Below are 21,410 nucleotides of genomic sequence, written 5' to 3'. Positions count from 1 at the left end.
GCGTTTCCCTTCACCCCTCCTGGAGCGGCCATGACCGGCACTGGGACCACGACGCCGCACCGCGGGGCGACCGTGCGTCCGCTGCCGATCGCCGTCGACACGATGGGCGGCGACCACGCCCCCGAAGAGATCATCGCCGGTGCGGTGGACGCGTCCCGCGAGCACGGCGTCCGGCTGGTGCTCGTCGGGCAGGCTCCGCGGATCCGCCGGGAGCTCGACCGGTACGGCTTCATGGACAAGATCCCGATCGTGCACGCCGACGAGGCCCTCGACATGGGCGAGGGCGCGCTGGCGAGCTGGCGCAAGCCGCGCTCGTCCGTCGCGATCGCCTGCCATCTGATCAAGCAGGGGCGGGCGTCGGCGCTGGTGTCGGCGGGCAGCACGGCCGGGGTGGTGGCGACGTCGCGGCTGCGGCTGAAGGGCCAGCAGGGCGTGCTGCGCCCGGCGATCGCGGTGACGCTGCCGACGCGTCCGCGCCCGACGATCCTGCTGGACGCGGGCGCCACCACGGACGTCAAACCGGAGGGCCTCGTCCAGTACGCGGCGCTCGGCACCGCGTACGCGCAGATCCTGCTCGGCCTGGACCGTCCGGCGGTCGGGCTGCTCAACATCGGCGCCGAGCCGGGCAAGGGCGGCAAGCTGACGAAGCGCGCCCACGAGCTGCTCGCCGGAGGCAGCCACGGCATCGAGTTCGCCGGGAACGTCGAGGGCCACGACCTGCTGGGCGGAGGCGTCGACGTCGTCGTCACGGACGGCTTCACCGGCAACATCGCGCTGAAGACCATGGAGGGCACCATCCGGACCGCGTTCACCGAGGTCCGCGAGACGATGTCGGCGAGCGCGGCGGCGCGGGTGGGCGCGCTGCTCCAGCGCCGCCGCCTCCAGGACCTCCGGGACCGCCTCGACCCCGACACCTACGGCGGCGGCGTCCTGCTCGGCCTGAACGGCACGGTCGTGATCGCGCACGGCGCGTCGCACGCCCGCGCGATCACGTCGGCGTGCGAGCTGGCGCACCGGCTCGCCGCCGGACGGATCGTCGAGCGGATCCGCGAGCAGGTCGCGCTGACCCGCACGTCCCGCTTCGGCCGCCGCGCGCACGCCCCCGAAGAGGCCGATCACAAGGACCCGCAGCTCGGAGCCTGAGCGCACAGCCAGGCACGATGCCTGAGCACACGGCCAGGCACGATGCCTGAGCACGGCGTCCGGGCACGGCGAAAACCGGGTTCGGACGCGGGCGCGACGCCGATAGCCTTGGAGCATGCCCGATCCGCAACTCGTACTCGCCGCTCGGGTCCAGGCCGCGCTGGGCGCCGCCTTCGGACCGTCGTACGCGGACGCCGACCCGGTCATCCGGCCGTCGTCGTTCGCCGACCTTCAGGCCAACGTCGCGCTGCCGCTGGCCAAGAAGCTGGGCCGCAAGCCGCGAGACGTGGCCGAGGAGATCGTCGCGAACCTCGACACGGCGGACGTCGTGTCGGACGTGCAGGTCAGCGGCCCGGGCTTCATCAACCTGACGCTCAGCGACGGCTGGATCGCGGCGCAGGCGCAGCGGACCCTGCACGACGACCGGCTCGGCGTCCCGGCGGCCGACAAGCCGCAGAAGGTCGTCGTCGAGTACTCCTCGCCGAACGTGGCGAAGGAGATGCACGTCGGCCATCTGCGGACCACGATCGTCGGCGACGCCATCGCCCGCATCCTGGCCTTCCTCGGCCACGAGGTGATCCGCGACAACCACGTCGGCGACTGGGGCACCCCGTTCGGGATGCTGATCGAGCACCTGCTCGACCTCGGCGAGGACGCCGCCGCGCGGGGCGACTCGTCCGTCAGCGACCTGACCGAGTTCTACCAGGCCGCGCGGCAGAAGTTCGACGACAGTTCCAGCAAGGGGGAGTCGTTCGCCGACCGGTCCCGCAGCCGGGTCGTGGCGCTCCAGGCGGGCGATCCGGAGACGCTGCGGCTCTGGAACGTCCTCGTGGACGTGTCCAAGCGGTACTTCAACGCCGTCTACGGGCAGCTCGGCGTCACGCTCACCGACGCCGACATCAAGGGCGAGAGCTTCTACAACGACGCGCTGGCCCCGACCGTCCAGGAGCTGGAGGACAAGGGCATCGCGGTGATCAGCGACGGGGCGCTGTGCGCGTTCCCGCCCGGGTTCACCGGACGCGAGGGCGAGCCCCTCCCCGTGATCATCCGCAAGAGCGACGGCGGCTACAACTACTCGTCCACCGACCTCGCGACGATCCGGTACCGGGTCGACACCGAGCACGTCGACCGGATGATCTACGTGGTCGGCACGACGCAGGCGCTGCACTTCCAGATGGTGTTCGCGGTCGCGCGGACGGCGGGCTGGCTGGGCGACGGCGTCCAGGCCGAGCACGCGCAGATCGGCAGCGTCCTCGGCACCGACGGCAAGCTCCTGCGGACCCGGGCGGGCCGCACGGTCAAGCTGTCCGAGTTGCTGGACGAGGCCGTCGAGCGGGCGGGCGCCGCGTTCGACGAGATCCAGCACGACGAGCCGTTCGACGACGCGACCCGCGACGCGATCGTCCGGGACGTGGGCATGGGCGCGGTGAAGTACGCCGACCTGTCGGTGGCCCGCGACAGCGAGTACATCTTCGACTTCGACCGGATGATCTCGTTCCACGGCAAGACCGGCCCGTACCTGCAGTACGCGACGGCCCGGATCCGGTCGATCTTCCGGAAGGGCGGCGTAGCCCCGGAGGACGCGACGGGCCCGATCGTCCTCGGACACCCGGCCGAGCGGGCGCTTGCGCTGGAGTTGCTCGGGTTCGGCGCCGCCGTGCAGCAGGCGGGCGACACCGCCGAGCCGCACCGGCTGGCGACCTACGTCTTCGCGGTCGCGGACGCCTACACGACCTTCTACGAGAACTGCCCGGTCCTGAAGGCGCCCGACGAGGAGACGAAGGCGTCCCGCCTGGCCCTGTGCGCCGCGACGCTCCGCACCCTCGTCACCGGTCTCGACCTCCTCGGCGTCCCCACCCCCGACCGCATGTGAGGATCAGCCTCGGACGGCGACCGTCCCTCCCCTTTCGCGGGCCACCTGTTCGCGGACGGCCGGGACGACCTCCAGCGCGAACTCGGTCAGCTGCTCCGGAGGCCCGCCGAACAGGAACGTGTCGACGCGGTGGCCGATCGCCAGCTCGGTCAGCTCGTAGATCCACTGGCGCGGCGGGCCGTGCAGGAAGCCGCGCGTTTCCCGTCCGTCCAGGGTGCCTTCGAGGACGTAGACGCGGCGGAGCTCCGCCGGGCCGCGCCCCGCGCGGGCGGCGGCGTCGTCGAGGCGCCGCTGCCCCTCCGCGAGCCGTTTCGGCGGGACGAGGGACGACGGCGCGATCCAGCCGTCGGCGACGCGTCCGGCCAGGTCGAGGCCGTGCGGCCCGGTGACGCCCAGCCAGATGCCGATCTGGTGGACGGGCGCCGGACCGGCCTGCAGCGCCGTGAACCGGTAGTGCTCGCCCTGGAACCTGAGCCCGTTCTGGTCGCTCCAGTGCAGCCGGATGATCTGCACGGCCTCCTCAAGGGCGCGCCGCGCCGCCGCCGCGCCGCCGTTCCCCGCGCCGCCGGGACGCGTCCCGCCGTAGGCCTCGACGCCGTCCCAGGCGGTGCCCGCGCCGAGGCCGAGCTCGACGCGGCCGCCGCTGAGCCGGTCCATGGTCGCGATCGCCTTGGCCAGGACGGCGGGCGGCCGCAGCGGCAGGCACGCCACCGCCGGCAGCACCCGGATCCGGGACGTGGCCGCCAGCGCCGCCGCGACCAGCGTGAGCGCGTCGGCGGTGTCGCGCCGGTACGGCTGGTCGCGGACGCCGAGGAGGTCGAGGCCGAACCGGTCCGCCTCCTGCGCGGTGCGCAGCAGCGGGACCGACGCGTCCGGTGCGAGGGACACGCCGAAACGCAGCCGCCCGTGCCCGCCCGAGGGCGTCACTGCAGGTAGCCTTCGACCTCGTCCGGCGGTCTGACGTCCTCGTCGCCCGGGTCCTCGCCGGCCTCAAGGCGGGCGCGGCGGCGGCGCAGCAGGTCCCAGCACTGGTCGAGCGCGACCTCCAGCGACTCCAGCCGCCGGTGCTCCTCCTCGCGGCCGAGCTCCCGGCGCTGGTAGCGCTCGCGGAGCCGCTGCTCCTCGCCGACGTACTCGTTGATGCGCGCGAGGATGTCGTCCTCGTCGACCGGCATGGTCCGCCCTTCAGCGCCCGCGGCCGGAGCCGGTGAGCCCGCTCAGGAACCCGCCGTCCGACCGTGTCGAGTGCTGGAGCGAGCCGGTCTTCGGCTCGACCATGGACGACGCGCTGGCGGCGGCGCTGCGTGCCGCGTCCACGGCCCGGCTCGCGGGCGTCCTGCGGGCCGCCGCCGTCCGGGACGCGGTGGACCTGGCGGGCCGCTTCGCCGCGGTGGACCTGGTCGTCCGCGACGACGTCGACTTGCGGGCGGCGGACGTCCGCGACTTCGGCGCGGTCTTCTTCGCCGTGCCGCTCCTGGTGGAGCTCTTCGCCGTCGTCGACTTGCGGGCCGCGGACGTCCGCGCGGACGCCGTCGACCGCGACCGGCTGGACGCGGCCGCCGTCGACCTGCGCGCCGTCCCGGACCTGGACGCCGTGCTCTTCCTCGCCGCCGTGCTCCGGGTCCCGGTGGACTTGGCCGTCGTGGTGATGACCTTCGCGGCCGCGTCCATCGCCTTGGCGGCGTCGGACATCGCCTTGGTCGCGCTGGTCATGGCCTTGGTCATCGCCGTCATGGCCTTCGCCGACGAGGACGCCTTGGTCGCCACCGACTTCATCTGCGTCGCGGCGGTCTTGGCCTGGCTCGCGGCCTTGGTGACGCGGGTCGCGGCGGCCGACGACGTCCGGCTGGACGCCGCGGTCGTCCGCTTCTTCGCGGCCCCGCTCCTGGCAGTGCCGCTCCTGGCGGTACCGCTCCTGGTAGTGCCGCGCTTGGCGGCGGTCGTCCGGCTGGTCGCCGTCCTCGTGGACGCCTTCGCGGCCGAGGTTCGTTTCGCCGCCGGTTTGCGTGCGGTCGTGGACTTGGTCGATGTGCTCTTCGTACGTGCAGCCGTCTTGGTAGGCACTGATCTCCCCCCAGTGATGATCAGTTACGGGGAGATCTATTCCACGCTTTGTGATGCTCTACACACGCGGAGTCATATCAGCTCACACGCCCACGGGATGCCAGACGGTCTTGGTCTCCAGGAACGCCGTCATGCGGGCGGTTCCAGGGTCGTCGGTCCATTCGCGGTCGTCCTGGCGCAGGACGCGTTTGAGGTTCCCGGCGGCCTCGTCCTCCAGGTCGGGGACGTGGCCGGCGGCCGCTCCGGTGAGGTCGAGGCCGTTGACGTCCATGTGGGAGGCGAGCCACGGCGCGATCTCGCTCCGCCGCCCGGTGAGGACGTTGACGACCCCGCCCGGCAGGTCGGACGTCGCCAGCACCTCCGCCAGCGTGATGGACGGCAGCGGCGCCGACTCGGACGCCACGACGACGCACGTGTTCCCCGAGACGATCACCGGGGCGACCACGGACACGAGCCCGAGCAGCGGCGAGTCGGGCGCGACGACGGCGACGACACCGGCGGGCTCGGGCGTGGAGAAGTTGAAGAACGGCCCGGACACCGGGTTCGACGCGCCCGCCACCGCGGACAGCTTGTCGGCCCACCCGGCGTACCAGACCCACCGGTCGACGGCCGCGTCCACCTCGCCCGCGGCGCCGCTCTTGGACGCCCCCGCCCGCCGGAGCTCGTCGGCGAACTGGTCGCGGCGCCCCTCCAGCATCTCCGCGACGCGGTAGAGGATCTGGCCGCGGTTGTAGGCGGTGCGGCCTGACCAGCCTGGGAACGCCTTGCGGGCGGCGGAGACGGCGTCGCGCGCGTCCTTGCGGGACGCCTGCGACGCGTTGGCCACGAACCGTCCCTTGGCGTCGGTCACCGCGTACGACCTGCCCGACTCGGACCGGGGGAACGCGCCCCCGATGAACAGCTTGTAGGTCTTGCGAACGGCCAGCCGCTCAGACATCGAGATAGCCCTCCAGCCCGTGGCGTCCGCCCTCGCGGCCGAACCCCGATTCCTTGTAGCCGCCGAACGGGGACGCCGGGTCGAACTTGTTGAACGTGTTGGCCCACACGACCCCGGCGCGCAGGCGCTGCGCCGTCCACAGGATCTGCGAGCCCTTCTCCGTCCAGACTCCGGCGGACAGGCCGTACGGGGTGTTGTTGGCCTTGGTGACGGCCTCGTCGGGCGTCCGGAACGTCAGCACCGACAGGACGGGCCCGAAGATCTCCTCCCGCGCGATCCGGTGCGACTGGGCGACGTCGGTGAACACGGTCGGCGCGAACCAGAATCCCTGCGCGGGCAGCTCGCACGGCGGCGACCAGGCGGTGGCGCCCTCAGCCTCCCCGATGGCCGACAGCTCGCGGATCTTGGCGAGCTGCTCGGCCGAGTTGATTGCCCCGATGTCGGTGTTCTTGTCGAGCGGGTCGCCGACCCGCAGCGTCGCCATCCGCGCCTTCAGCCGCTCCAGGACCTCCTCGGCGACCGACTCCTGGACGAGCAGCCGCGACCCAGCGCAGCACACGTGCCCCTGGTTGAAGAAGATCCCGTTGACGATGCCCTCGACGGCCTGGTCGAGCGCGGCGTCCGCGTAGACGATGTTGGCGGCCTTCCCGCCCAGCTCCAGCGTCAGCCGCTTGCGGGTGCCCGCCAGGGTGCGGGCGATCTGCCGTCCGACCTCGGTGGACCCGGTGAACGCGACCTTGTCGATCCCGTCGTGGGCGACGAGCGCGCGGCCGGTCTCCCCCGCGCCCGTGATGATGTTGACGACGCCCGGCGGCAGTTCCGCCTGGCGGCAGATGTCGGCGAACAGCAGCGCGGTCAGCGGCGTCGTCTCGGCGGGCTTCAGCACGACGGTGTTGCCGCAGGCCAGCGCGGGCGCGATCTTCCACGCGAGCATCAGCAGCGGGAAGTTCCACGGGATCACCTGCCCGGCCACGCCCACCGGCCTGGGGTCGGGTCCGAATCCGGCGTACCGGAGCTTGTCGGCCCACCCCGCGTAGTAGAAGAACCAGGCCGCGACCAGCGGGACGTCGACGTCCCGGGACTCGCGGATCGGCTTGCCGTTGTCGATCGACTCCAGCACGGCCAGCTCGCGCGACCGCTCCTGGATGATCCGGGCGATGCGGTACAGGTACTTGGCGCGCTCGCGTCCCGGCATCGGGCCCCAGACGGTGTCGAACGCGGTGCGCGCGGCGGCGACGGCGCGGTCGACGTCTGTCTCGTCGGCGCAGGCGATGTCGGCCAGCACGGTCTCGTCGGCCGGATTGATCGACTTGAAGGGCTCGCCGTGCCCGTCGACGAACTCGCCGTCGACGAACAGGCCGTAGGAGGCGCGGACGTCGACGACCGCCCGCGACTCGGGCGCCGGCGCGTACTCGAAAACCCTGCCGCTAGAGGCCCTGCCACCAGAGATCATGATCAGTCCAGCGTGAAGTAGTCGGGACCGGAATACACGCCCGTGGCCAGCTTGCGGCGCTGCATGAGCAGGTCGTTCAGCAGGCTCGACGCGCCCAGCCGGAACCAGTCCGGCGAGAGCCAGTCGGGCCCGGCGGTCTCGTTGACCAGCACCAGGTAGCGGATCGCGTCCTTCGTGGTGCGGATGCCGCCCGCCGGTTTGACGCCGACCTGGCGTCCCGTCCGGGCGCGGTAGTCGCGGACGGCCTCCAGCATCACCAGCGTGACCGGCAGCGTCGCCGCCGGCGACACCTTCCCGGTCGAGGTCTTGATGAAGTCGGCCCCGGCCCGCATCGCCAGCCACGACGCCCGCCGGACGTTGTCGAGCGTGGCCAGCTCGCCCGTCTCCAGGATCACCTTCAGATGCGCCGTCCCGCACGCCTCCTTGACGGCCGTGATCTCGTCGAACACCTTCCCGACGTCGCCGGCGAGGAAGGCGCCGCGGTCGATCACCATGTCGATCTCGGCCGCGCCCGCCGCGACCGCCGCCCGGGTGTCGGCGAGCTTGGCCTCCAGCGGCGCCCGCCCGGACGGGAACGACGTCGCGACGCTCGCCACCCCGATCCCCGTCCCCTCAAGGGACCGGACGGCGACGTCCACCAGGTCCGAGTACACGCACACCGCCGCCACCTTCGGCACGGACGCGTCGGACGGGTCGGGATGCGCCGCCTTCGCGCACAGCGCCCGCACCTTCCCCGGCGTGTCGGCGCCTTCCAGCGTGGTCAGGTCCACCATCGAGATGGCCAGGTCGATCGCCTCGGCCTTGGCCGTCGTCTTGATCGACCGGGTCGCGAGCCGCGCGGCGCGCTCCTCGGCCCCCACCTGGTCGACGCCCGGCAGCCCGCGCAGGAAGGCGCGCAGCTCTGCGGCGGTGTTCTGCGTCGTCATCGACGCGGTCTCCGTTGACACGGTCCCAGCATCGCCGAACCAGGCCCCCGGCACAAAACGGATGTTCGTTGACAGCCGACCGTCCGATACAGCTAAAGTACTAACATGATAGTTAAATCGAGATGGGGGCGACGGTGATCGAGTTCCATCTGGACACCGGGTCGGGGGTCTCGCCGTACATGCAGCTCGTCCGGCAGGTGAAGCACGCCCTGCGGCTCGACCTGCTGCGGGAGGGCGACCAGCTGCCCACCGTCAAGGACGTCGTCGCGCAGCTCGCGATCAACCCGAACACCGTGCTCAAGGCGTACCGGGAACTGGAGCGCGAGGGACTCGTCGTGCCGCGCCCCGGCGTCGGGACGTTCGTGACGCGGACGCTGGCGGGCGAGTCGCTTGCCGCCCACGGCCCGCTGCGCAAGGACCTGGAGCGCTGGCTCACCAAGGCCCGGCTCGCCGGGATGGACGACGAGAGCATCGAGGCGCTGTTCATGACGACCTTTCGGTCCGCCCGTCAGGAGGGCATAGCGTGACCGCCGCGCTGGAGGCCCAGGGCCTGGGCAAGAAGTACGGGAAGCGGTGGGCGCTGTCCGACTGCACGCTGGAGATCCCCGCCGGACGCGTCGTCGGCCTCGTCGGGCCGAACGGGGCCGGGAAGACGACGCTGCTGAACCTGGCCGTCGGGCAGCTCAGCCCGACCGCGGGCGGCATCCGCGTCCTCGGCGGCCGGCCCGCCGAGGATCCGGCCCAGCTCGCCAAGGTCGGTTACGTCGCGCAGGACACCCCCACCTACTCCGGGCTGACCGTCGCCGACCACCTCAAACTCGGCGCACGCCTCAACCCGGGCTGGGACGCCGCCCTCGCCCGCGAGCGCATCGACCGCCTCCGCCTCGACCCCGCGCACCGCGCCGGGAAGCTGTCCGGCGGGCAGCGCGCCCAGCTCGCCCTCACGCTCGGCATCGCGAAGCGGCCCGAGCTGCTCATCCTGGACGAGCCCGTCGCCGCGCTCGACCCGCTCGCCCGCCGCGAGTTCCTCCAGGGCCTCATGGAGGCCGCCGTGGAGCACTCGCTCAGCGTCGTGCTGTCGTCCCACCTGGTGTCCGACCTGGAACGGACGTGCGACTACCTGATCGTGCTCGTGGAGTCCAGGGTCCGCGTCGCCGGGGACGTCGACGACCTGCTCGCCGGCCACCACCGGCTGTCGGGGCCGCGCCGCGACCCGTCGACGCTGCCCGCGGACCAGCACGTCGTGTCCGAGAGCCACACCGACCGGCAGAGCACCTTCATCGTCCGCACGGACGCCCCGATCCACGACCCGGCGTGGACCGTCGGGCAGGTCGGGCTGGAGGACATCGTCCTCGCGTACATGAGCGCCGCGCCGGCGCGTCCCGCACTGGAGGCCGTCCGATGATCTGGCTGACGTTCCGGCAGTTCCGCGTCCAGGCCGCGGTGGTGTTCGGCGCGCTCGCCGTCCTCGCCGCCGTCCTGCTGATCACCGGGCCCGGCCTGGCGGACGACTACGCCAGCGGACTCGCGTCCTGCGGCGCACCGGACAACTGCGCGCAGTTCTCCAAGGCCTTCTTCATCGACCACCAGTACTACTTCGGCGGGCTGCTCGCCATCGTCGTGTTCCTCCCGGGCGTCATCGGGGTCTTCTGGGGCGCCCCGCTCATCACCCGTGAGCTGGAGCAGGGCACGCACCGGCTCGTCTGGACCCAGAGCATCACCCGGAACCGCTGGCTGGCCGCCAAGCTCGGGCTGGTCGGCCTGGCCGCCCTGGTCGCCACGGGGCTCGCGGTGCTCGCCGTGGACTGGTGGACCGACCCGCTCGACAAGTCGGCGCTCACCCAGACGGAGAGCGGCGACATCGCGCGCATCACGCCGCTCGTCTTCGTAGCGCGCGGCATCGCCCCGATCGGCCACGCGGCCTTCGCCTTCGCGCTCGGCGTCACCGTCGGCGTCCTCGTCCGCAGGACCCTCCCGGCGATGTCGATCACTTTGGTCGTGTTCATCGCCGTCCAGGTCGCGATGCCGATCTTCGTCCGGCCCCACCTCGTCCCGCCCGAGACCAGGACCATCGAGATCACGGCGGACAACCCCGTGGACATGATGCTGGACCACCGGCCGTCGGGCGCGCGCATGCAGGTGAAGGTGAGCGCCGAACGCGGGGCCTGGACGCTGACGAACGAGACGGTCGACGCGTCCGGGAACAAGGTCCGCGAGATCGTGATCCCCAATTCGGCCGGGGGCGCGTGCCTGCCGCGGCCGGATCCGGGCGGCGAGCCCCCCGAAGGCCCGCCTCAGGCATGCTTCGACTACATCAAGCAGCAGGGGTACCGGCAGAAGGTCGCCTACCATCCCGCCGATCACTTCTGGCCGCTGCAGTGGGCCGAGACGGGGCTGTTCGCCGGACTCGCCCTGGGCATGGCGGGCTTCTGCTTCTACTGGACGCGCCGCCGCCTTTCCTAGCCCGCCGATGTCAGGGCGCGTCCTGGCCCGTGAAGGTCAGAGCCGTGGCCTGGGAAGGTCAGAGCGCGTCCTGGCCCGTGAAGGTCAGGGCGCGCTGGAGGCGCTCGGCGCTCGCCCGCATCCGGTGCGCCGACTGCTCGATCCTGGGGAGCCTCCCGGGACGGCAGGAGATCGCGAGGGCGCCCATGACGGCGCCGGTCGCGTCCGTGACCGGGACGGCGGCGCAGCCCGTGCCGAGCGCGTACTCCTCGCGGTCGAACAGCAGCCCGCAGGACGAGTCGAGCGAGCGGAGCAGCCGTCCGGGCTCGGTGATGGTGTGCGGGGTCAGGTCGACGAGCGGATGCCGGGACAGGTAGTCGCGGCGGCGGGCGTCGTCGAACTGGCTCAGCACGCCCTTGCCGAGGGCGGTGGCGTGCGCGGCGTCCTCGAACCTGACCCACAGGTCGACGCGGGGGGCGCGCGGGCCGTCGGCGACGTCGATGAGCCGGATCTCGCCGTCCACGTGCATGCTGAAGTAGGCGGCGACGCCCAGCTCGTCGCGCAGCGACAGCAGGGCCGGACGGACGCGGGCGAGCAGCTGCTGCGTCCGGCTCTGCCCGTGCAGGGCCTCGACGCGGTCGCCGAGCACCCAGACGCCGTCCGACAGCCGGGTCGCGTAGCCCTCGTGCGCGAGCGTGCGCAGCAGGTGGTAGGTCGTGGCGAGCGGGAGCCTGGCCTCGCGGGCGAGCAGCTTGGCGGGCGCGCCGCTCGGATGCGACGCCACCGCCTCCATCAGGTGCAGGGCACGCTGCACCGAGGCGATGAGTGTGGGCTTGCGTGTCTCACTCATCACGCAAAGCGAACCCCTCTGCCCTGGTCAGGTCAAGGGCTTCGGTGACAGTCCACCCCATTGGATCACTTCTGCTGTCCGGTGGGGCAGTGTTTCCCGATCCCGCCACGGGAAAGGCCGTGCTCATGTATGGGAGCAGGAAGAAGTCCGGGAGTCCGCGCACATCTGGAGATACGCCCACGTCCGGAACCACGCAGGGCGGGCGCGGGCACGTCGACGAGCGGACGGCCCGTAAGGTCGCCGAAGAGGCGCGCGAGGCGGAATGGCGGCTGCCGAGCTTCGGCAAGCAGCTCTTCCTCGGCGATTTCCGGCTCGATCTCGTCCATCCGCATCCGCGGCCCGACGCGGAGGCGCGGCGCAAGGGCGAGGAGTTCCTCGCCGCGCTCACCGCGTTCTGCGCGACCGACATCGACCCGGCGGCGATCGAGCGGGAGTCGCGCATCCCCGACGGCGTCATCGCGGGCCTGCGGGACCTCGGCGCGCTCGGCATGAAGATCCCGGAGAAGCACGGCGGGCTCGGGCTCAGCCAGCTCTACTACGGCCGCGCGCTGATGGTCGTCGGGTCCGTCAGCCCGGCGCTCGCGGCGCTGCTGTCGGCGCACCAGTCGATCGGCGTCCCGCAGCCGGTCAAGCTGTTCGGGACGCGCGAGCAGAAGGACGAGTGGCTGCCGCGCTGCGCCCGGCAGGTCAGCGCGTTCCTGCTCACCGAGCCCGACGTCGGCTCCGACCCGGCGCGGCTGCGCGCCACCGCCGTCCCGGACGGCGACGACTACGTCCTCAACGGCGTCAAGCTGTGGACGACCAACGGCGTCGTCGCCGACCTCGTCGTCGTCATGGCCCGCGTCCCGAAGTCGGACGACCATCGCGGCGGCATCTCCGCGTTCATCGTGGACATGGCCACGCCCGGCATCACCGTCGAGAACCGCAACGCGTTCATGGGGCTGCGCGGCATCGAGAACGGCGTCACGCGCTTCCACGACGTCCGCGTCCCGAAGGCGAACCTGATCGGCAAGGAGGGCGCGGGCCTGAAGATCGCGCTGACCACGCTCAACACCGGGCGCCTCTCCCTCCCCGCGATCTGCGCGGCGAGCGGCAAATGGGCCGCCAAGATCGCGCGCGAGTGGTCGCGGGAACGGGTGCAGTGGGGCCGTCCGGTCGGCGAGCACGAGGCCGTGTCCAGGAAGGTCGCGTTCATCGCGGCGACCGCGTACGCGATGGAGGCGATGCTGGACCTGTCCGGCCAGCTCGCCGACGACGAGCGCAACGACATCCGGATCGAGGCGGCGCTGGCGAAGCTGTGGACGTCGGAGATGGCGTGCCGCGCCGCCGACGAGCTGATCCAGCTGCGCGGCGGCCGCGGCTACGAGACCGCCGAGTCGCTCGCGGCGCGCGGCGAGCGCGGCGTGCCCGCCGAGCAACTCCTCCGCGACCTGCGCATCAACCGGATCTTCGAGGGCTCCACCGAGATCATGCACCTGCTGATCGCCCGCGAGGCCGTGGACGCGCACCTGTCGGTGGCCGGTGACATCATCGACCCGGACGCGTCCGCCGGGGACAAGGCGCGGGCCGCGGCGAAGGCGGGCGGGTTCTACGCGCGCTGGCTGCCGACGCTCGTCACCGGCGCCGGGCACCGCCCGAACTCCTACGCCGAGTTCGGGCCGCTGGCCAAGCACCTGCGGTACGTCGAACGCGCGTCCCGCAAGCTCGCCAGGTCGATCTTCTACGCGGCCGGACGCTGGCAGGGCGGCCTCGAACGCCGGCAGGGCTTCCTCGGCCGGATGGTCGACATCGGCGCCGAGCTGTACGCGATGAGCGCGGTGTGCGTCCGCGCCCACGCCGACTCGTCCGCGGAGGGCTCCCTGGCCTCGGGCGATCCCGTCCCGGCTCCTGGGCTGTCGGCCGTCCGGCTCGCGGACGCGTTCTGCCGCCAGTCGCGCGTCCGCGTCGAGGAGCTGTTCGACGGCCTGTGGCGCAACACCGACGCGATGGACGTGAAGCTCGCCCGCTCCGTCCTCGCCGGGGACTTCGCCTGGGTGGAGGAGGGCGTCCTCGACCCGTCCATTCCCGGGCCGTGGATCGCCCCGTCCGACCCGGGCCCGAGCGAGAAGGACGACGTCCACCGCACGATCCCCTGACCTGGTGTCCGGCGCGCGGCTCGTGAGGCGTCCGGCGCGGGGATCTACGCGGGGGTAGACTGGCGCGACTTTGCGCCGGGGATCGAACCGTCCCGAGCGGGTCAGGTCATTCGGTCCGGCGCGTCCACAGCACACGGCCGAGAGCCGAACGCCAACGCACCCAGCGAGCGGGAAGTATGCAGTCACCTGGTCAGAAGAAGTCCATCGCAGCAACGCTCCTCAACCTCGTCGGCAGCCGTCCGAAGAAGGCGGGGCCCGAGCGGGGGCCGGCCCCGGACGGCGGCGACGTCGTCCAGCCCGCGGCCGGGGAGGGGTCGCTGGAGAACCATCTGGGCGGGGACGAGGCCCGCAACTACCGCAAGTACGAGTTCGACACCGTCGCGCCGCACGTCGGCCGGTCGATGCTGGAGGTCGGCTCGGGCCTCGGGCACTTCTCCGAGCAGTTCGCCGGACGCCTCGACTACCTCGTCGTCAGCGACAACGACCCCTACTGCGTCGGCGAGCTGCGCAAGCGCTACGAGGGCAGCGACGACGTCGAGGTCATCGACCTGGCCCTGCCCGCCGACATCGAGATCCGGCAGCAGGTCGACACGGTCGTGATGATGAACGTCCTGGAGCACATCAAGGACGACGCGCAGGCGCTGCGCGACCTCGCCGCCGTCACCCAGCCCGGCGGCCGCATCGTGATCTGGGTGCCCGGCTACATGCAGCTGTACGGGGACTTCGACCGGAAGGTCGGGCATGTCACCCGCTACACCCCGGCGACGCTGGAGGAGACCGTCCGCGCGGCGGGGCTCGTCCCCGAGGTGCTCAAGCCGATCAACTTCCTCGGCGGGATCGCGTGGTGGTTCGCGGTCCGCCGCGGCGGCGCGGGCTACCCCGACCCGAAGCTCGTCAAGATCTACGACCGGACGGTCGTGCCGCTCACCCGCACCATCGAGCGCTTCGTCCGGCCGCCGTTCGGCCAGACGGTCTTCTGCGTGGCCCGCGTCCCCCGCTGACCGCCCGCTCATCAAGGCGGCGGGAACGGGTCACGAGAAATCGGATCGTTCCCGTCGCCTTTTTCCGTCCCGCCGTTCGGGATGTCTTTCGGTGCTCCGGAGCGCGACGGGCACGACACTGGACGTGGGTCGTCGCTTGGCTCAGTGGCCGTCACCATGGTGTCGATAACCGACATGGCGTTCGTCCACTGGTTTTACACCGAATGGAATCGGATCCGGTATCCGGTCGGCGTCCAGACAGGCGCTTTCTCGGTCCAAGGCAGGCGCTTTCTCGCGCATAGGTGAGGGCCGCATTCCGGGTGGCGGCAGCGAATGCGTTGCGTCCGGCCTTCGCTCCGGAATGCGGCTCGCGCTGATGTGCCGCGGATGGGTCTCAGCAGACGCCGACGCTCATCGTGCAGCCAATCTCGGTGATGTAGGTGGTGTGCAGCGAACCCCACGCGTGCTCGGTGGGGTTGACCTCGTGGGTGACCGAATGCCGTCTAGGGTCGGTTCAAGCAGATCTCTTCGGAGGGCATACACGTTTCGGTGACGTACGTGGTGTGTATGGTCCCCCATTCATGTGTGGTCGCCTGGTCGTCCGCGACAACCCTCAGGTCGAGGTCGAACATCAGATCCTGATCGGTCATCATGTCGTTCATCGGGCGGCTCCGTTCTACCTCGTCGCGTCGACAAATCCACCGTCCCGGTAGATACTAAGCAGGAAATGCCGTTCTCCCGTCGGATTCACCGAAAGGTGGCCACTTCCGGAAAACTGATCGGCACAACGGGCGCGGGGTCCATCCCGGACAACTCCTTTCACCGTCTTCTCATTCGTCCACATCAGCACATCGGCATCGGTACATTGGTCTGAGGAGTGACGATGACCCGTGGGTTTCGATATGTGGCCGGCGAGGCGGCGCTGCTGCGGATGCCGGTGCTCCCGCCGGAACGGGCAGCGGCCACCCGCGTGGACCTTGGTCCCGACGGTGAGGACGATCCGTCCCACCTGGAGACCTTCGTCCGCGAGGCTCTGACCGATCCGGTGCTGCGCGAGGCGATCGAAGTCTCGGGCGGGTCGCTCTCTCTGACTCTCGGGCGCCTTGAGCGCGGTGATCCGGTGGAGCCGGCCAGGCTCCGGCGCGCGGCGTTCGCGGTGGCGCGCCATCTGTTACGGATGACCGGCCGTCCCACGCCATTCGGACTCTTCGCCGGTGTCTCCGTCGCCGGCTTCGCCCAGACTCATGACGCGGTCGTTCGCGACACACCCGGCGATGACCGGACGGAGGTGCGTCTGGGAACCGCGCACCGGAAGGGCGTGCGGGTCGACGGCGAGTGGCTCGCGGCGGTGGTCGCCCGCCTGGAGGGCGTCCCGGCGGTGCTGCGCCTGCTGCGCGTGATCAGGAACGATCTGTGTTTCGTCCGGGGCGACCGGCTGGTGCTCCCGTACGTCCGCGCCGAGGCCGGGACGGCAGAGCGGCCTCGTGCCCGGCGGGCCGTTCACGAGTTGTCGGTCCGGCACGCTCCTCCCGTGCGGACCGCGCTCGATCTCACCGGCGTGCCCGTCCCGTATACGGAGCTGCTCCGGAAGCTGGAGGAGGCGTTCCCCCGCGCGTCGGCCCGGACGGTCGAGACGATGCTCGGCCGGCTCATCTCGCAGGAGATCCTGCTCACCGACCTGGCGCCGCCGCCGTCGGCGCCCGATCCGCTTGAGCACGTACTCCGGCGGCTGCGCGGCGTCGACGGGCGGGCGGACCCGGCGGTCGCCGAGGCCCTCGCGGAGCTGGAGGGCGTGGCGGCGGCCCTCGCGGACTACGCGGAACAACCGCTGGGCGCGGGCGGTGCGGCGTGGCGGGAGGCCGTCCGGCGGATGCGGCGCATTCACGTCACGGAACGGCCTCCCGTCCAGGTGGACCTCAGGCTCGACGCGGACGTGCGCCTACCGCGCGCGATCGCCGAGGAGGTCGAGCGGGTCGCCGATGCGTTGTGGCGCCTGTCGCCGCCGGACGACACCCCGCCTCACCTGTGCGACTACCACGCCGCGTTCCTGGAGCGGTATGGGACGGCCCGGCTGGTCCCGATCCGCGAGCTGATCGATCCCGAGCGCGGGCTGGGCGCGCCGGCCGGCTACCAGGTGCCGCCCAGCCGCAGGGAGCAGGGCGCCGGACGGGACCGGGTACGCGCCGAAGGCGAACGGGACGAGCTGCTCGCCGCGCTGGCCCAGGAGGCGACGCTCACCGGGACCGAGGTCGTCCTGGACGACTCCCTGATCGACCGGCTCGCCGGTGCCGCGGGCACACACTGGCTCGCCGGTGCCGCGGGGACGTCGACGGAGTTCGGCGTCCACGTGCTGGCCGAGTCGCTGAAGGACATCGAACGGGGGGATTTCCGGCTGGTGGCGGCACCGGTCGCGGGACACGCCGCGGGCGCGGTGTACGGGCGGTTCGCCTACCTCTTCGACGCCTCGTCCGGCCCTTCCGACCCGCTCGGGCCGGTCGTCGCGGCGGACGGGGAGGAGTTGGCGGCCCAGCTCGTGTTCCGGCCCGTCTCGGACCGGGAGGTCAATGTGCTGCGCGTGCCCGTGTTCTGCGCCGCCGAAGTGGCGGTCGGCGTCTTCGCCGAGCGCGGTGACCCGGGCGTCCTCGGCCTGGACGACGTCATGGTCGGCGCCGACCGGCGCGACCTCTTCCTGGTGGCGGCGGGCCGGAGGCTCACGACGTTCTCCCCGCACATGCTCAACACCCGCTTCGCCACGCCGAACGCCGTCCGGCTGATCCGCGAGATCGCGGGCGGCGGGGGCCTGCGGTCGCCCTGGTCATGGGGGTCGCTGAGCGTCCTGCCGTACCTTCCTCGCGTCCGGTACGGCCGCACGGTCATCTCCTCCGCCCGCTGGCGGCCGACGGACGAGCTGTTCAAGGCGGCGGAGCCGGATCGCGCCCTGGACGCCTGGCGCCTGCGCTGGCGGGTTCCCGATGTCGTCCACGTGACGTATGCCGACCACCGGATCGAACTCGATCTCTCCGTGTCGCTGCATCGGCGGCTTCTCCGCCAGGAGCTGACCCGCAACCCCGGCGTGCGGCTGGTGGAGCCTCCCGGTGATCCCCAGGAGCTGGGCTGGCTGGAAGGCCGCTCGCACGAACTGGTCGTGCCGCTGGTCCGGCGTGCCGATCGGGCGGAGGCGCCCGCGCCGCGCCACGCGGACGACGGCCACAACGGCGCCGGGCGCAACGGCACCGGCCGCAACAGCGCGGGCCACAACGGCGCGGGCCACAACGGCGCCGGGCGATCCGTGCCGCGGGCGGCGGTGACGGTACGGCACCTCCCGGGCGGTGAGTGGCTGTACGCCAAGCTCTACAGCGGGGCCGAGCTGCACGAGGAACTGCTCGCCCGTCATGTCCCGGCGCTGCTCTCAGAGTTCTTCGCGATCTCCGATCCCGCCGAGCCGTCCGCCGCGCCCGCCCCGGTCGGCGGCGTCTGGTACTTCGTTCGGTACGCCGACCCCGAGCCGCAGCTCAGGCTCCGCTTTCACGGGGATCCCGGCGCCCTGCACGGCCGGCTGCTGCCGATAATCCACGACTGGGCCGGATCGCTGTGCACGGCCGGTCTGGCCCGCCGGCTGGTTCTCGACACGTTCGAGCCCGAGCTGGCGCGGTACGGCGGCGCCGCGGCGGCCTCCGCCGCGGCGGAGGCGTTCCGCGCCGACAGTGACGCGGTGCTGGTCGCGCTCCGGCTGCGCTACGACGGCGTCCTGGATCTCCCGGACGAACTGCTGGCCGCGGCCGGGCAGCTCGATCTCGTACGCGCGTTCGGCCACGATCCGGGATGGGTGCCCGCCGCGTTCTCCAAGGACGACGGTCACGCCGCCTTCCAGCGGATGCGTCGCGAGGCGATCCGGCTGATCGATCCATCGGGGGCCCACGAGGGCCTGCGTGCCGTTCCCGGCGGGCGCGACCTCGTCGCGGCCTGGCGGGGCAGGAGGGACGCCGTCGCCGCGTACGGCCGGCTGGTCCGGCGGCTGGCGGAGGCCGGGCGCCTCCCCGTACCGCCGGAGTCGATCCTGCTCAGCCTGCTGCACATGCACCACAACCGGCTGCTGGGGCCGGATCGCGACAAGGAGCGGCGGTGCTCCGCGGTGCTGCGCGGTGCGGTTCAGGCCCACCTGGACAGGGCGAGGTTCGGGTCATGAGCCGTCCGGCGGAGCGGACGGCGTCCGGAAACCTCAGCGCCACGGCATCGGTGATCGTGGAGGAGGTGGCTCGCCGGCTGGCCGACCCGAGCAAGGTCGTCCCCGAACCCGGTGACGTTTCGGTTCCGTGGGCGCCGCTCTCACTGTCCGACGGCGCGCCAGGGCTCGCGATGCTCTTCGCCGAGCTCGGCCGTGCCGACCCCGCCTACCGGCCGGTGGCCCACCGTTATCTCAGCCTTGCGGCACGCTCGGTCGGACGGGCCGACGGGGGCCTGTACGACCGCGCCTTGTTCGACGGGCCCGCGGCCCTGGCCATCGCCGCTCGCACGGCCGCGCACCGCCGAGGAGACTACGAGCGCCTCCTGGGCGACCTCGATCGGCGGATCGCCGACGCGGCCGCACGGCGGGCGGCGGAGGGAATGCTCCAAGTCTCCGCTCGACGCCCCGGGACGACCTTCGAGGCGTACGACGTGATCAGCGGCCTGGCCGGGACGGGCCGCCATTTGCTCGACCGGGGCGAGCCCGTGCGGCCCGCCCTGGAACGCGTCCTCGGCTTCCTGGTCGCGCTGTCCCACCCGCTGCCCGGAGACGGCGTGGAGATCCCCGGCTGGTGGGTCCGTCATGGCCCGCGCCGCCTCGCGTCGCCGGGCGGCGCGCCCCGGCCGACGGAAGGCTCCCGCGGCGCGCACCTGAACCTGGGGATGGCGCACGGCATATCCGGGCCGCTGGCGCTGCTGGCCCTGGCCTGGGAACGGGGCGTACGGGTTCCCGGTCAGCGCGCGGCCGTCGAGAGGATCGCCGCCTGGCTGCTCGGCGCCCGGCGGTACGACCCGTACGGGCCGTACTGGCCCGCCGTGCTCCCGACCCCCGCCGTCGCCGCCGACCGGCCCGCGAAGGCGCTTCAGGCGTATTCCCGCAGGCAGGACGGATGGTGCTACGGCGCTCCCGGGGTCGCGCGGGCTCTGCAACTCGCCGCGCGGGCCCTGGACCAGCGGGATTGGCAGACGTGCGCGCTCGAAGCCGTCCACGCCCTCCTGGCCCGCCCCGTGAGCGCCGGCGGCGCGACCGATGCCGGGCTGTGTCACGGCCGCGCCGGGCAGGCGTACCTCGTGTGGCGGATCGGCCGGGACGCCGGCGATCGCGTCCTGCTGGCAGGCGCGGTACGGCTCGCCGGCCTGGCCATCGAGGGCTTCGACCCGGCGGCCCGGTTCGGGTTCCGGGCCGGTGCCGTCGGAGGCCCGCTTGACCGTTCGGGCTTCCTGGAGGGTGCCGCCGGCACGGCTCTCGCGCTGCACGCGGTCCTCGCCGATACGCCCCCGTCCGGCGGGTGGGACGCCGCGCTGCTCATCGCCTGACTCGGAACCGCCGGGCCGCGCATCGTCCCGCACGCCGGACACCTCGAAACAGACGAGAGGAAAGGATTCATCGTGGCGGATCTCGAAACACCCATCGATGACGCCGACCCTGTGTGGGCGCAGCTGTTCGCCGATCCCGCCGAAGTGCGGCGGCTGGACTGGGGCCGGACGTTCGCGCGGTTCAAAGCCGGGGCGGCGGTGCGGGCCCTGGTGACGCCGCCGCGCGTCGAGGACTGGCTGCGGCACGGCAACCTGCGCTATCCGCAGTTCAGCGTCAGCAACGCCGGCCAGGCCGTGCCGCCGACCGCCTACACCCGTACGGTCGTGTTCGGCACGCACCAGGCGACCGGGCACGCCGATCCCGAGCGGGTGGCGGCCCGCGTCCGCTCCGGCGACACCCTCGTCTTCACGATGCCGGAGCTGTGGGACGGGCCCGTCCGCCGCTTCAGCCGCGAACTGGGACGGGCGCTGGCCGCCGACGTCCGGACGTACGCCTACCTGACCGCGCCGGACGAGTACGGCAGTCGCCCGCATCGCGACGAGTCGGAGTTGTTCATCGTGCAGGCCGCGGGCAGCAAGCGATGGGAGCTCTATGACGTGCCGGAGGGCGACGACTGGTCGATCGGCCCGATGGCCGATCCCGGTGAGCCCACGGAGGTCTTGGACCTGAACGCGGGCGAGGCCCTCCACCTGCCGCTCGGCATCGGCCATCGCGCGCGGGCGGGCGCCGCGGGATCTCTGCACCTGACCATCTCCGCCGCCGTACCCGCGTTTCGCGAGGTCGTCCGGGCCTGGGCGGCGGAGGTCGCCGGTGCCCTGCCCCGCAACGCGCGGCTGCCCATCCGGCCGGAGCGGCGGCGCGCGGCCGTCGAGGACATTCTGCGCGGCCTGGCGGCCGAGGCGGGCCACGGGGACGCCGCCGCGCTCCTGGCCGCCGTCACCCCCCGCCACGACGAACCGGGCGACCTGCGCCTCCTCCCCAAGGACGCGCGCACGCTCCCCGAGGACGCGCGCACGCCCAGGACGCCACCCACCCAACCCCCGCGCTGACCACGCCCTACCTCCG

At 72.4% G+C, this 21,410-nt stretch carries 17 protein-coding genes; 10 read left to right on the top strand and 7 right to left on the bottom strand.

Annotated features, from left to right (window positions below):
* Positions 1–30 precede the first annotated feature (30 nt).
* Together plsX and argS are read left to right on the top strand one after the other, a co-directional pair.
* The gene (gene plsX / locus ACH34T_RS25310; RefSeq protein WP_396023402.1) at positions 31–1,143 is read left to right on the top strand and encodes a phosphate acyltransferase PlsX; all 1,113 of its coding nucleotides are present in this window, start codon (positions 31–33) and stop codon (positions 1,141–1,143) included.
* Positions 1,144–1,258: 115 nt separating this feature from the next.
* A complete protein-coding gene (gene argS / locus ACH34T_RS25305) occupies positions 1,259–3,016 on the top strand; it encodes an arginine--tRNA ligase (RefSeq protein ID WP_396023401.1) in 1,758 nt (585 codons plus the stop codon).
* Between the two features lie 3 nt (positions 3,017–3,019).
* Here argS and ACH34T_RS25300 read toward each other — a convergent pair whose 3' ends face one another.
* The 6 genes from ACH34T_RS25300 to deoC all read right to left on the bottom strand — a co-directional run bounded on the left by ACH34T_RS25300 (position 3,020) and on the right by deoC (position 8,396).
* Complete coding sequence (locus ACH34T_RS25300; protein WP_396023400.1) at positions 3,020–3,943, bottom strand: LLM class flavin-dependent oxidoreductase; 924 nt, start codon at positions 3,941–3,943, stop codon at positions 3,020–3,022.
* Positions 3,940–4,191 (bottom strand): DUF2630 family protein, encoded by a 252-nt coding sequence (locus ACH34T_RS25295; RefSeq protein ID WP_396023399.1) that lies wholly within the window; start codon positions 4,189–4,191, stop codon positions 3,940–3,942. The genes ACH34T_RS25300 and ACH34T_RS25295 overlap by 4 nt, the downstream gene beginning before the upstream one ends.
* A 10-nt stretch (positions 4,192–4,201) precedes the next feature.
* Positions 4,202–5,080: a hypothetical protein gene (locus tag ACH34T_RS25290; RefSeq protein WP_396023398.1), complete on the bottom strand. Its 879-nt coding sequence runs from the start codon at positions 5,078–5,080 to the stop codon at positions 4,202–4,204.
* An 82-nt stretch (positions 5,081–5,162) separates the two neighbouring features.
* The gene (locus ACH34T_RS25285; RefSeq protein ID WP_396023397.1) at positions 5,163–6,017 is read right to left on the bottom strand and encodes an aldehyde dehydrogenase family protein; all 855 of its coding nucleotides are present in this window, start codon (positions 6,015–6,017) and stop codon (positions 5,163–5,165) included.
* Positions 6,010–7,470 carry an aldehyde dehydrogenase family protein gene (locus tag ACH34T_RS25280; RefSeq protein ID WP_396023396.1) on the bottom strand — a complete coding sequence of 487 codons (1,461 nt, stop codon included), beginning with the start codon at positions 7,468–7,470 and terminating at the stop codon, positions 6,010–6,012. Before ACH34T_RS25280 ends, ACH34T_RS25285 begins: the two co-directional genes overlap by 8 nt.
* Positions 7,471–7,472: 2 nt before the next feature.
* Positions 7,473–8,396 carry a deoxyribose-phosphate aldolase gene (gene deoC, locus ACH34T_RS25275; RefSeq protein WP_396023395.1) on the bottom strand — a complete coding sequence of 308 codons (924 nt, stop codon included), beginning with the start codon at positions 8,394–8,396 and terminating at the stop codon, positions 7,473–7,475.
* A gap of 122 nt (positions 8,397–8,518) precedes the next feature.
* Between deoC and ACH34T_RS25270 the strand changes: the two genes are divergently transcribed.
* From ACH34T_RS25270 to ACH34T_RS25260, 3 genes are read left to right on the top strand one after another with little or no spacing between them, the layout of a single operon-like run.
* A complete protein-coding gene (locus ACH34T_RS25270) occupies positions 8,519–8,923 on the top strand; it encodes a GntR family transcriptional regulator (protein ID WP_396023394.1) in 405 nt (134 codons plus the stop codon).
* Positions 8,920–9,801, top strand: a complete 882-nt coding sequence (locus tag ACH34T_RS25265; protein ID WP_396023393.1) for an ABC transporter ATP-binding protein — start codon at positions 8,920–8,922, stop codon at positions 9,799–9,801. The genes ACH34T_RS25270 and ACH34T_RS25265 overlap by 4 nt, the downstream gene beginning before the upstream one ends.
* Complete coding sequence (locus tag ACH34T_RS25260) at positions 9,798–10,859, top strand: ABC transporter permease (protein WP_396023392.1); 1,062 nt, start codon at positions 9,798–9,800, stop codon at positions 10,857–10,859. The genes ACH34T_RS25265 and ACH34T_RS25260 overlap by 4 nt, the downstream gene beginning before the upstream one ends.
* Before the next feature lie 58 nt (positions 10,860–10,917).
* Here ACH34T_RS25260 and ACH34T_RS25255 read toward each other — a convergent pair whose 3' ends face one another.
* On the bottom strand, positions 10,918–11,688 hold the full coding sequence (locus tag ACH34T_RS25255) for an IclR family transcriptional regulator (RefSeq protein ID WP_396023391.1): 771 nt from the start codon (positions 11,686–11,688) through the stop codon (positions 10,918–10,920).
* Between the two features lie 125 nt (positions 11,689–11,813).
* Between ACH34T_RS25255 and ACH34T_RS25250 the strand changes: the two genes are divergently transcribed.
* The 5 genes from ACH34T_RS25250 to ACH34T_RS25230 all read left to right on the top strand — a co-directional run bounded on the left by ACH34T_RS25250 (position 11,814) and on the right by ACH34T_RS25230 (position 21,394).
* Positions 11,814–13,823: an acyl-CoA dehydrogenase family protein gene (locus tag ACH34T_RS25250; protein ID WP_396023517.1), complete on the top strand. Its 2,010-nt coding sequence runs from the start codon at positions 11,814–11,816 to the stop codon at positions 13,821–13,823.
* A 176-nt stretch (positions 13,824–13,999) separates the two neighbouring features.
* Complete coding sequence (locus tag ACH34T_RS25245) at positions 14,000–14,824, top strand: class I SAM-dependent methyltransferase (protein ID WP_396023390.1); 825 nt, start codon at positions 14,000–14,002, stop codon at positions 14,822–14,824.
* Positions 14,825–15,686: 862 nt separating this feature from the next.
* Positions 15,687–18,989, top strand: coding sequence for a lantibiotic dehydratase (locus tag ACH34T_RS25240; protein WP_396023389.1), 3,303 nt, complete (start codon positions 15,687–15,689; stop codon positions 18,987–18,989).
* A complete protein-coding gene (locus ACH34T_RS25235; protein ID WP_396023388.1) occupies positions 18,986–20,344 on the top strand; it encodes a lanthionine synthetase C family protein in 1,359 nt (452 codons plus the stop codon). The genes ACH34T_RS25240 and ACH34T_RS25235 overlap by 4 nt, the downstream gene beginning before the upstream one ends.
* A gap of 72 nt (positions 20,345–20,416) precedes the next feature.
* The gene (locus ACH34T_RS25230) at positions 20,417–21,394 is read left to right on the top strand and encodes a JmjC domain-containing protein (protein WP_396023387.1); all 978 of its coding nucleotides are present in this window, start codon (positions 20,417–20,419) and stop codon (positions 21,392–21,394) included.
* The last annotated feature ends 16 nt before the right edge of the window (positions 21,395–21,410 follow it).

Source organism: Actinomadura sp. 9N215 (assembly GCF_044326345.1).
Lineage (GTDB): Bacteria > Actinomycetota > Actinomycetes > Streptosporangiales > Streptosporangiaceae > Spirillospora.
Note: the sequence above shows the minus strand (reverse complement) of the source record. Positions and strands in the feature narration are given on the sequence as shown.

What these genes read in the sequence shown, in the direction of transcription:
- ACH34T_RS25235 (WP_396023388.1), top strand. Translation starts at nt 18,986, where the DNA reads ATGAGCCGTCCGGCGGAGCGGACGGCGTCCGGAAACCTCAGCGCCACG.
- ACH34T_RS25260 (WP_396023392.1), top strand. Translation starts at nt 9,798, where the DNA reads ATGATCTGGCTGACGTTCCGGCAGTTCCGCGTCCAGGCCGCGGTGGTG.
- argS (WP_396023401.1), top strand. Translation starts at nt 1,259, where the DNA reads ATGCCCGATCCGCAACTCGTACTCGCCGCTCGGGTCCAGGCCGCGCTG.
- ACH34T_RS25280 (WP_396023396.1), bottom strand. Translation starts at nt 7,470, where the DNA reads ATGATCTCTGGTGGCAGGGCCTCTAGCGGCAGGGTTTTCGAGTACGCG.
- ACH34T_RS25255 (WP_396023391.1), bottom strand. Translation starts at nt 11,688, where the DNA reads ATGAGTGAGACACGCAAGCCCACACTCATCGCCTCGGTGCAGCGTGCC.
- ACH34T_RS25245 (WP_396023390.1), top strand. Translation starts at nt 14,000, where the DNA reads ATGCAGTCACCTGGTCAGAAGAAGTCCATCGCAGCAACGCTCCTCAAC.
- ACH34T_RS25295 (WP_396023399.1), bottom strand. Translation starts at nt 4,191, where the DNA reads ATGCCGGTCGACGAGGACGACATCCTCGCGCGCATCAACGAGTACGTC.
- deoC (WP_396023395.1), bottom strand. Translation starts at nt 8,396, where the DNA reads ATGACGACGCAGAACACCGCCGCAGAGCTGCGCGCCTTCCTGCGCGGG.
- ACH34T_RS25285 (WP_396023397.1), bottom strand. Translation starts at nt 6,017, where the DNA reads ATGTCTGAGCGGCTGGCCGTTCGCAAGACCTACAAGCTGTTCATCGGG.
- plsX (WP_396023402.1), top strand. Translation starts at nt 31, where the DNA reads ATGACCGGCACTGGGACCACGACGCCGCACCGCGGGGCGACCGTGCGT.
- ACH34T_RS25250 (WP_396023517.1), top strand. Translation starts at nt 11,814, where the DNA reads ATGTATGGGAGCAGGAAGAAGTCCGGGAGTCCGCGCACATCTGGAGAT.
- ACH34T_RS25270 (WP_396023394.1), top strand. Translation starts at nt 8,519, where the DNA reads ATGGGGGCGACGGTGATCGAGTTCCATCTGGACACCGGGTCGGGGGTC.
- ACH34T_RS25240 (WP_396023389.1), top strand. Translation starts at nt 15,687, where the DNA reads ATGACCCGTGGGTTTCGATATGTGGCCGGCGAGGCGGCGCTGCTGCGG.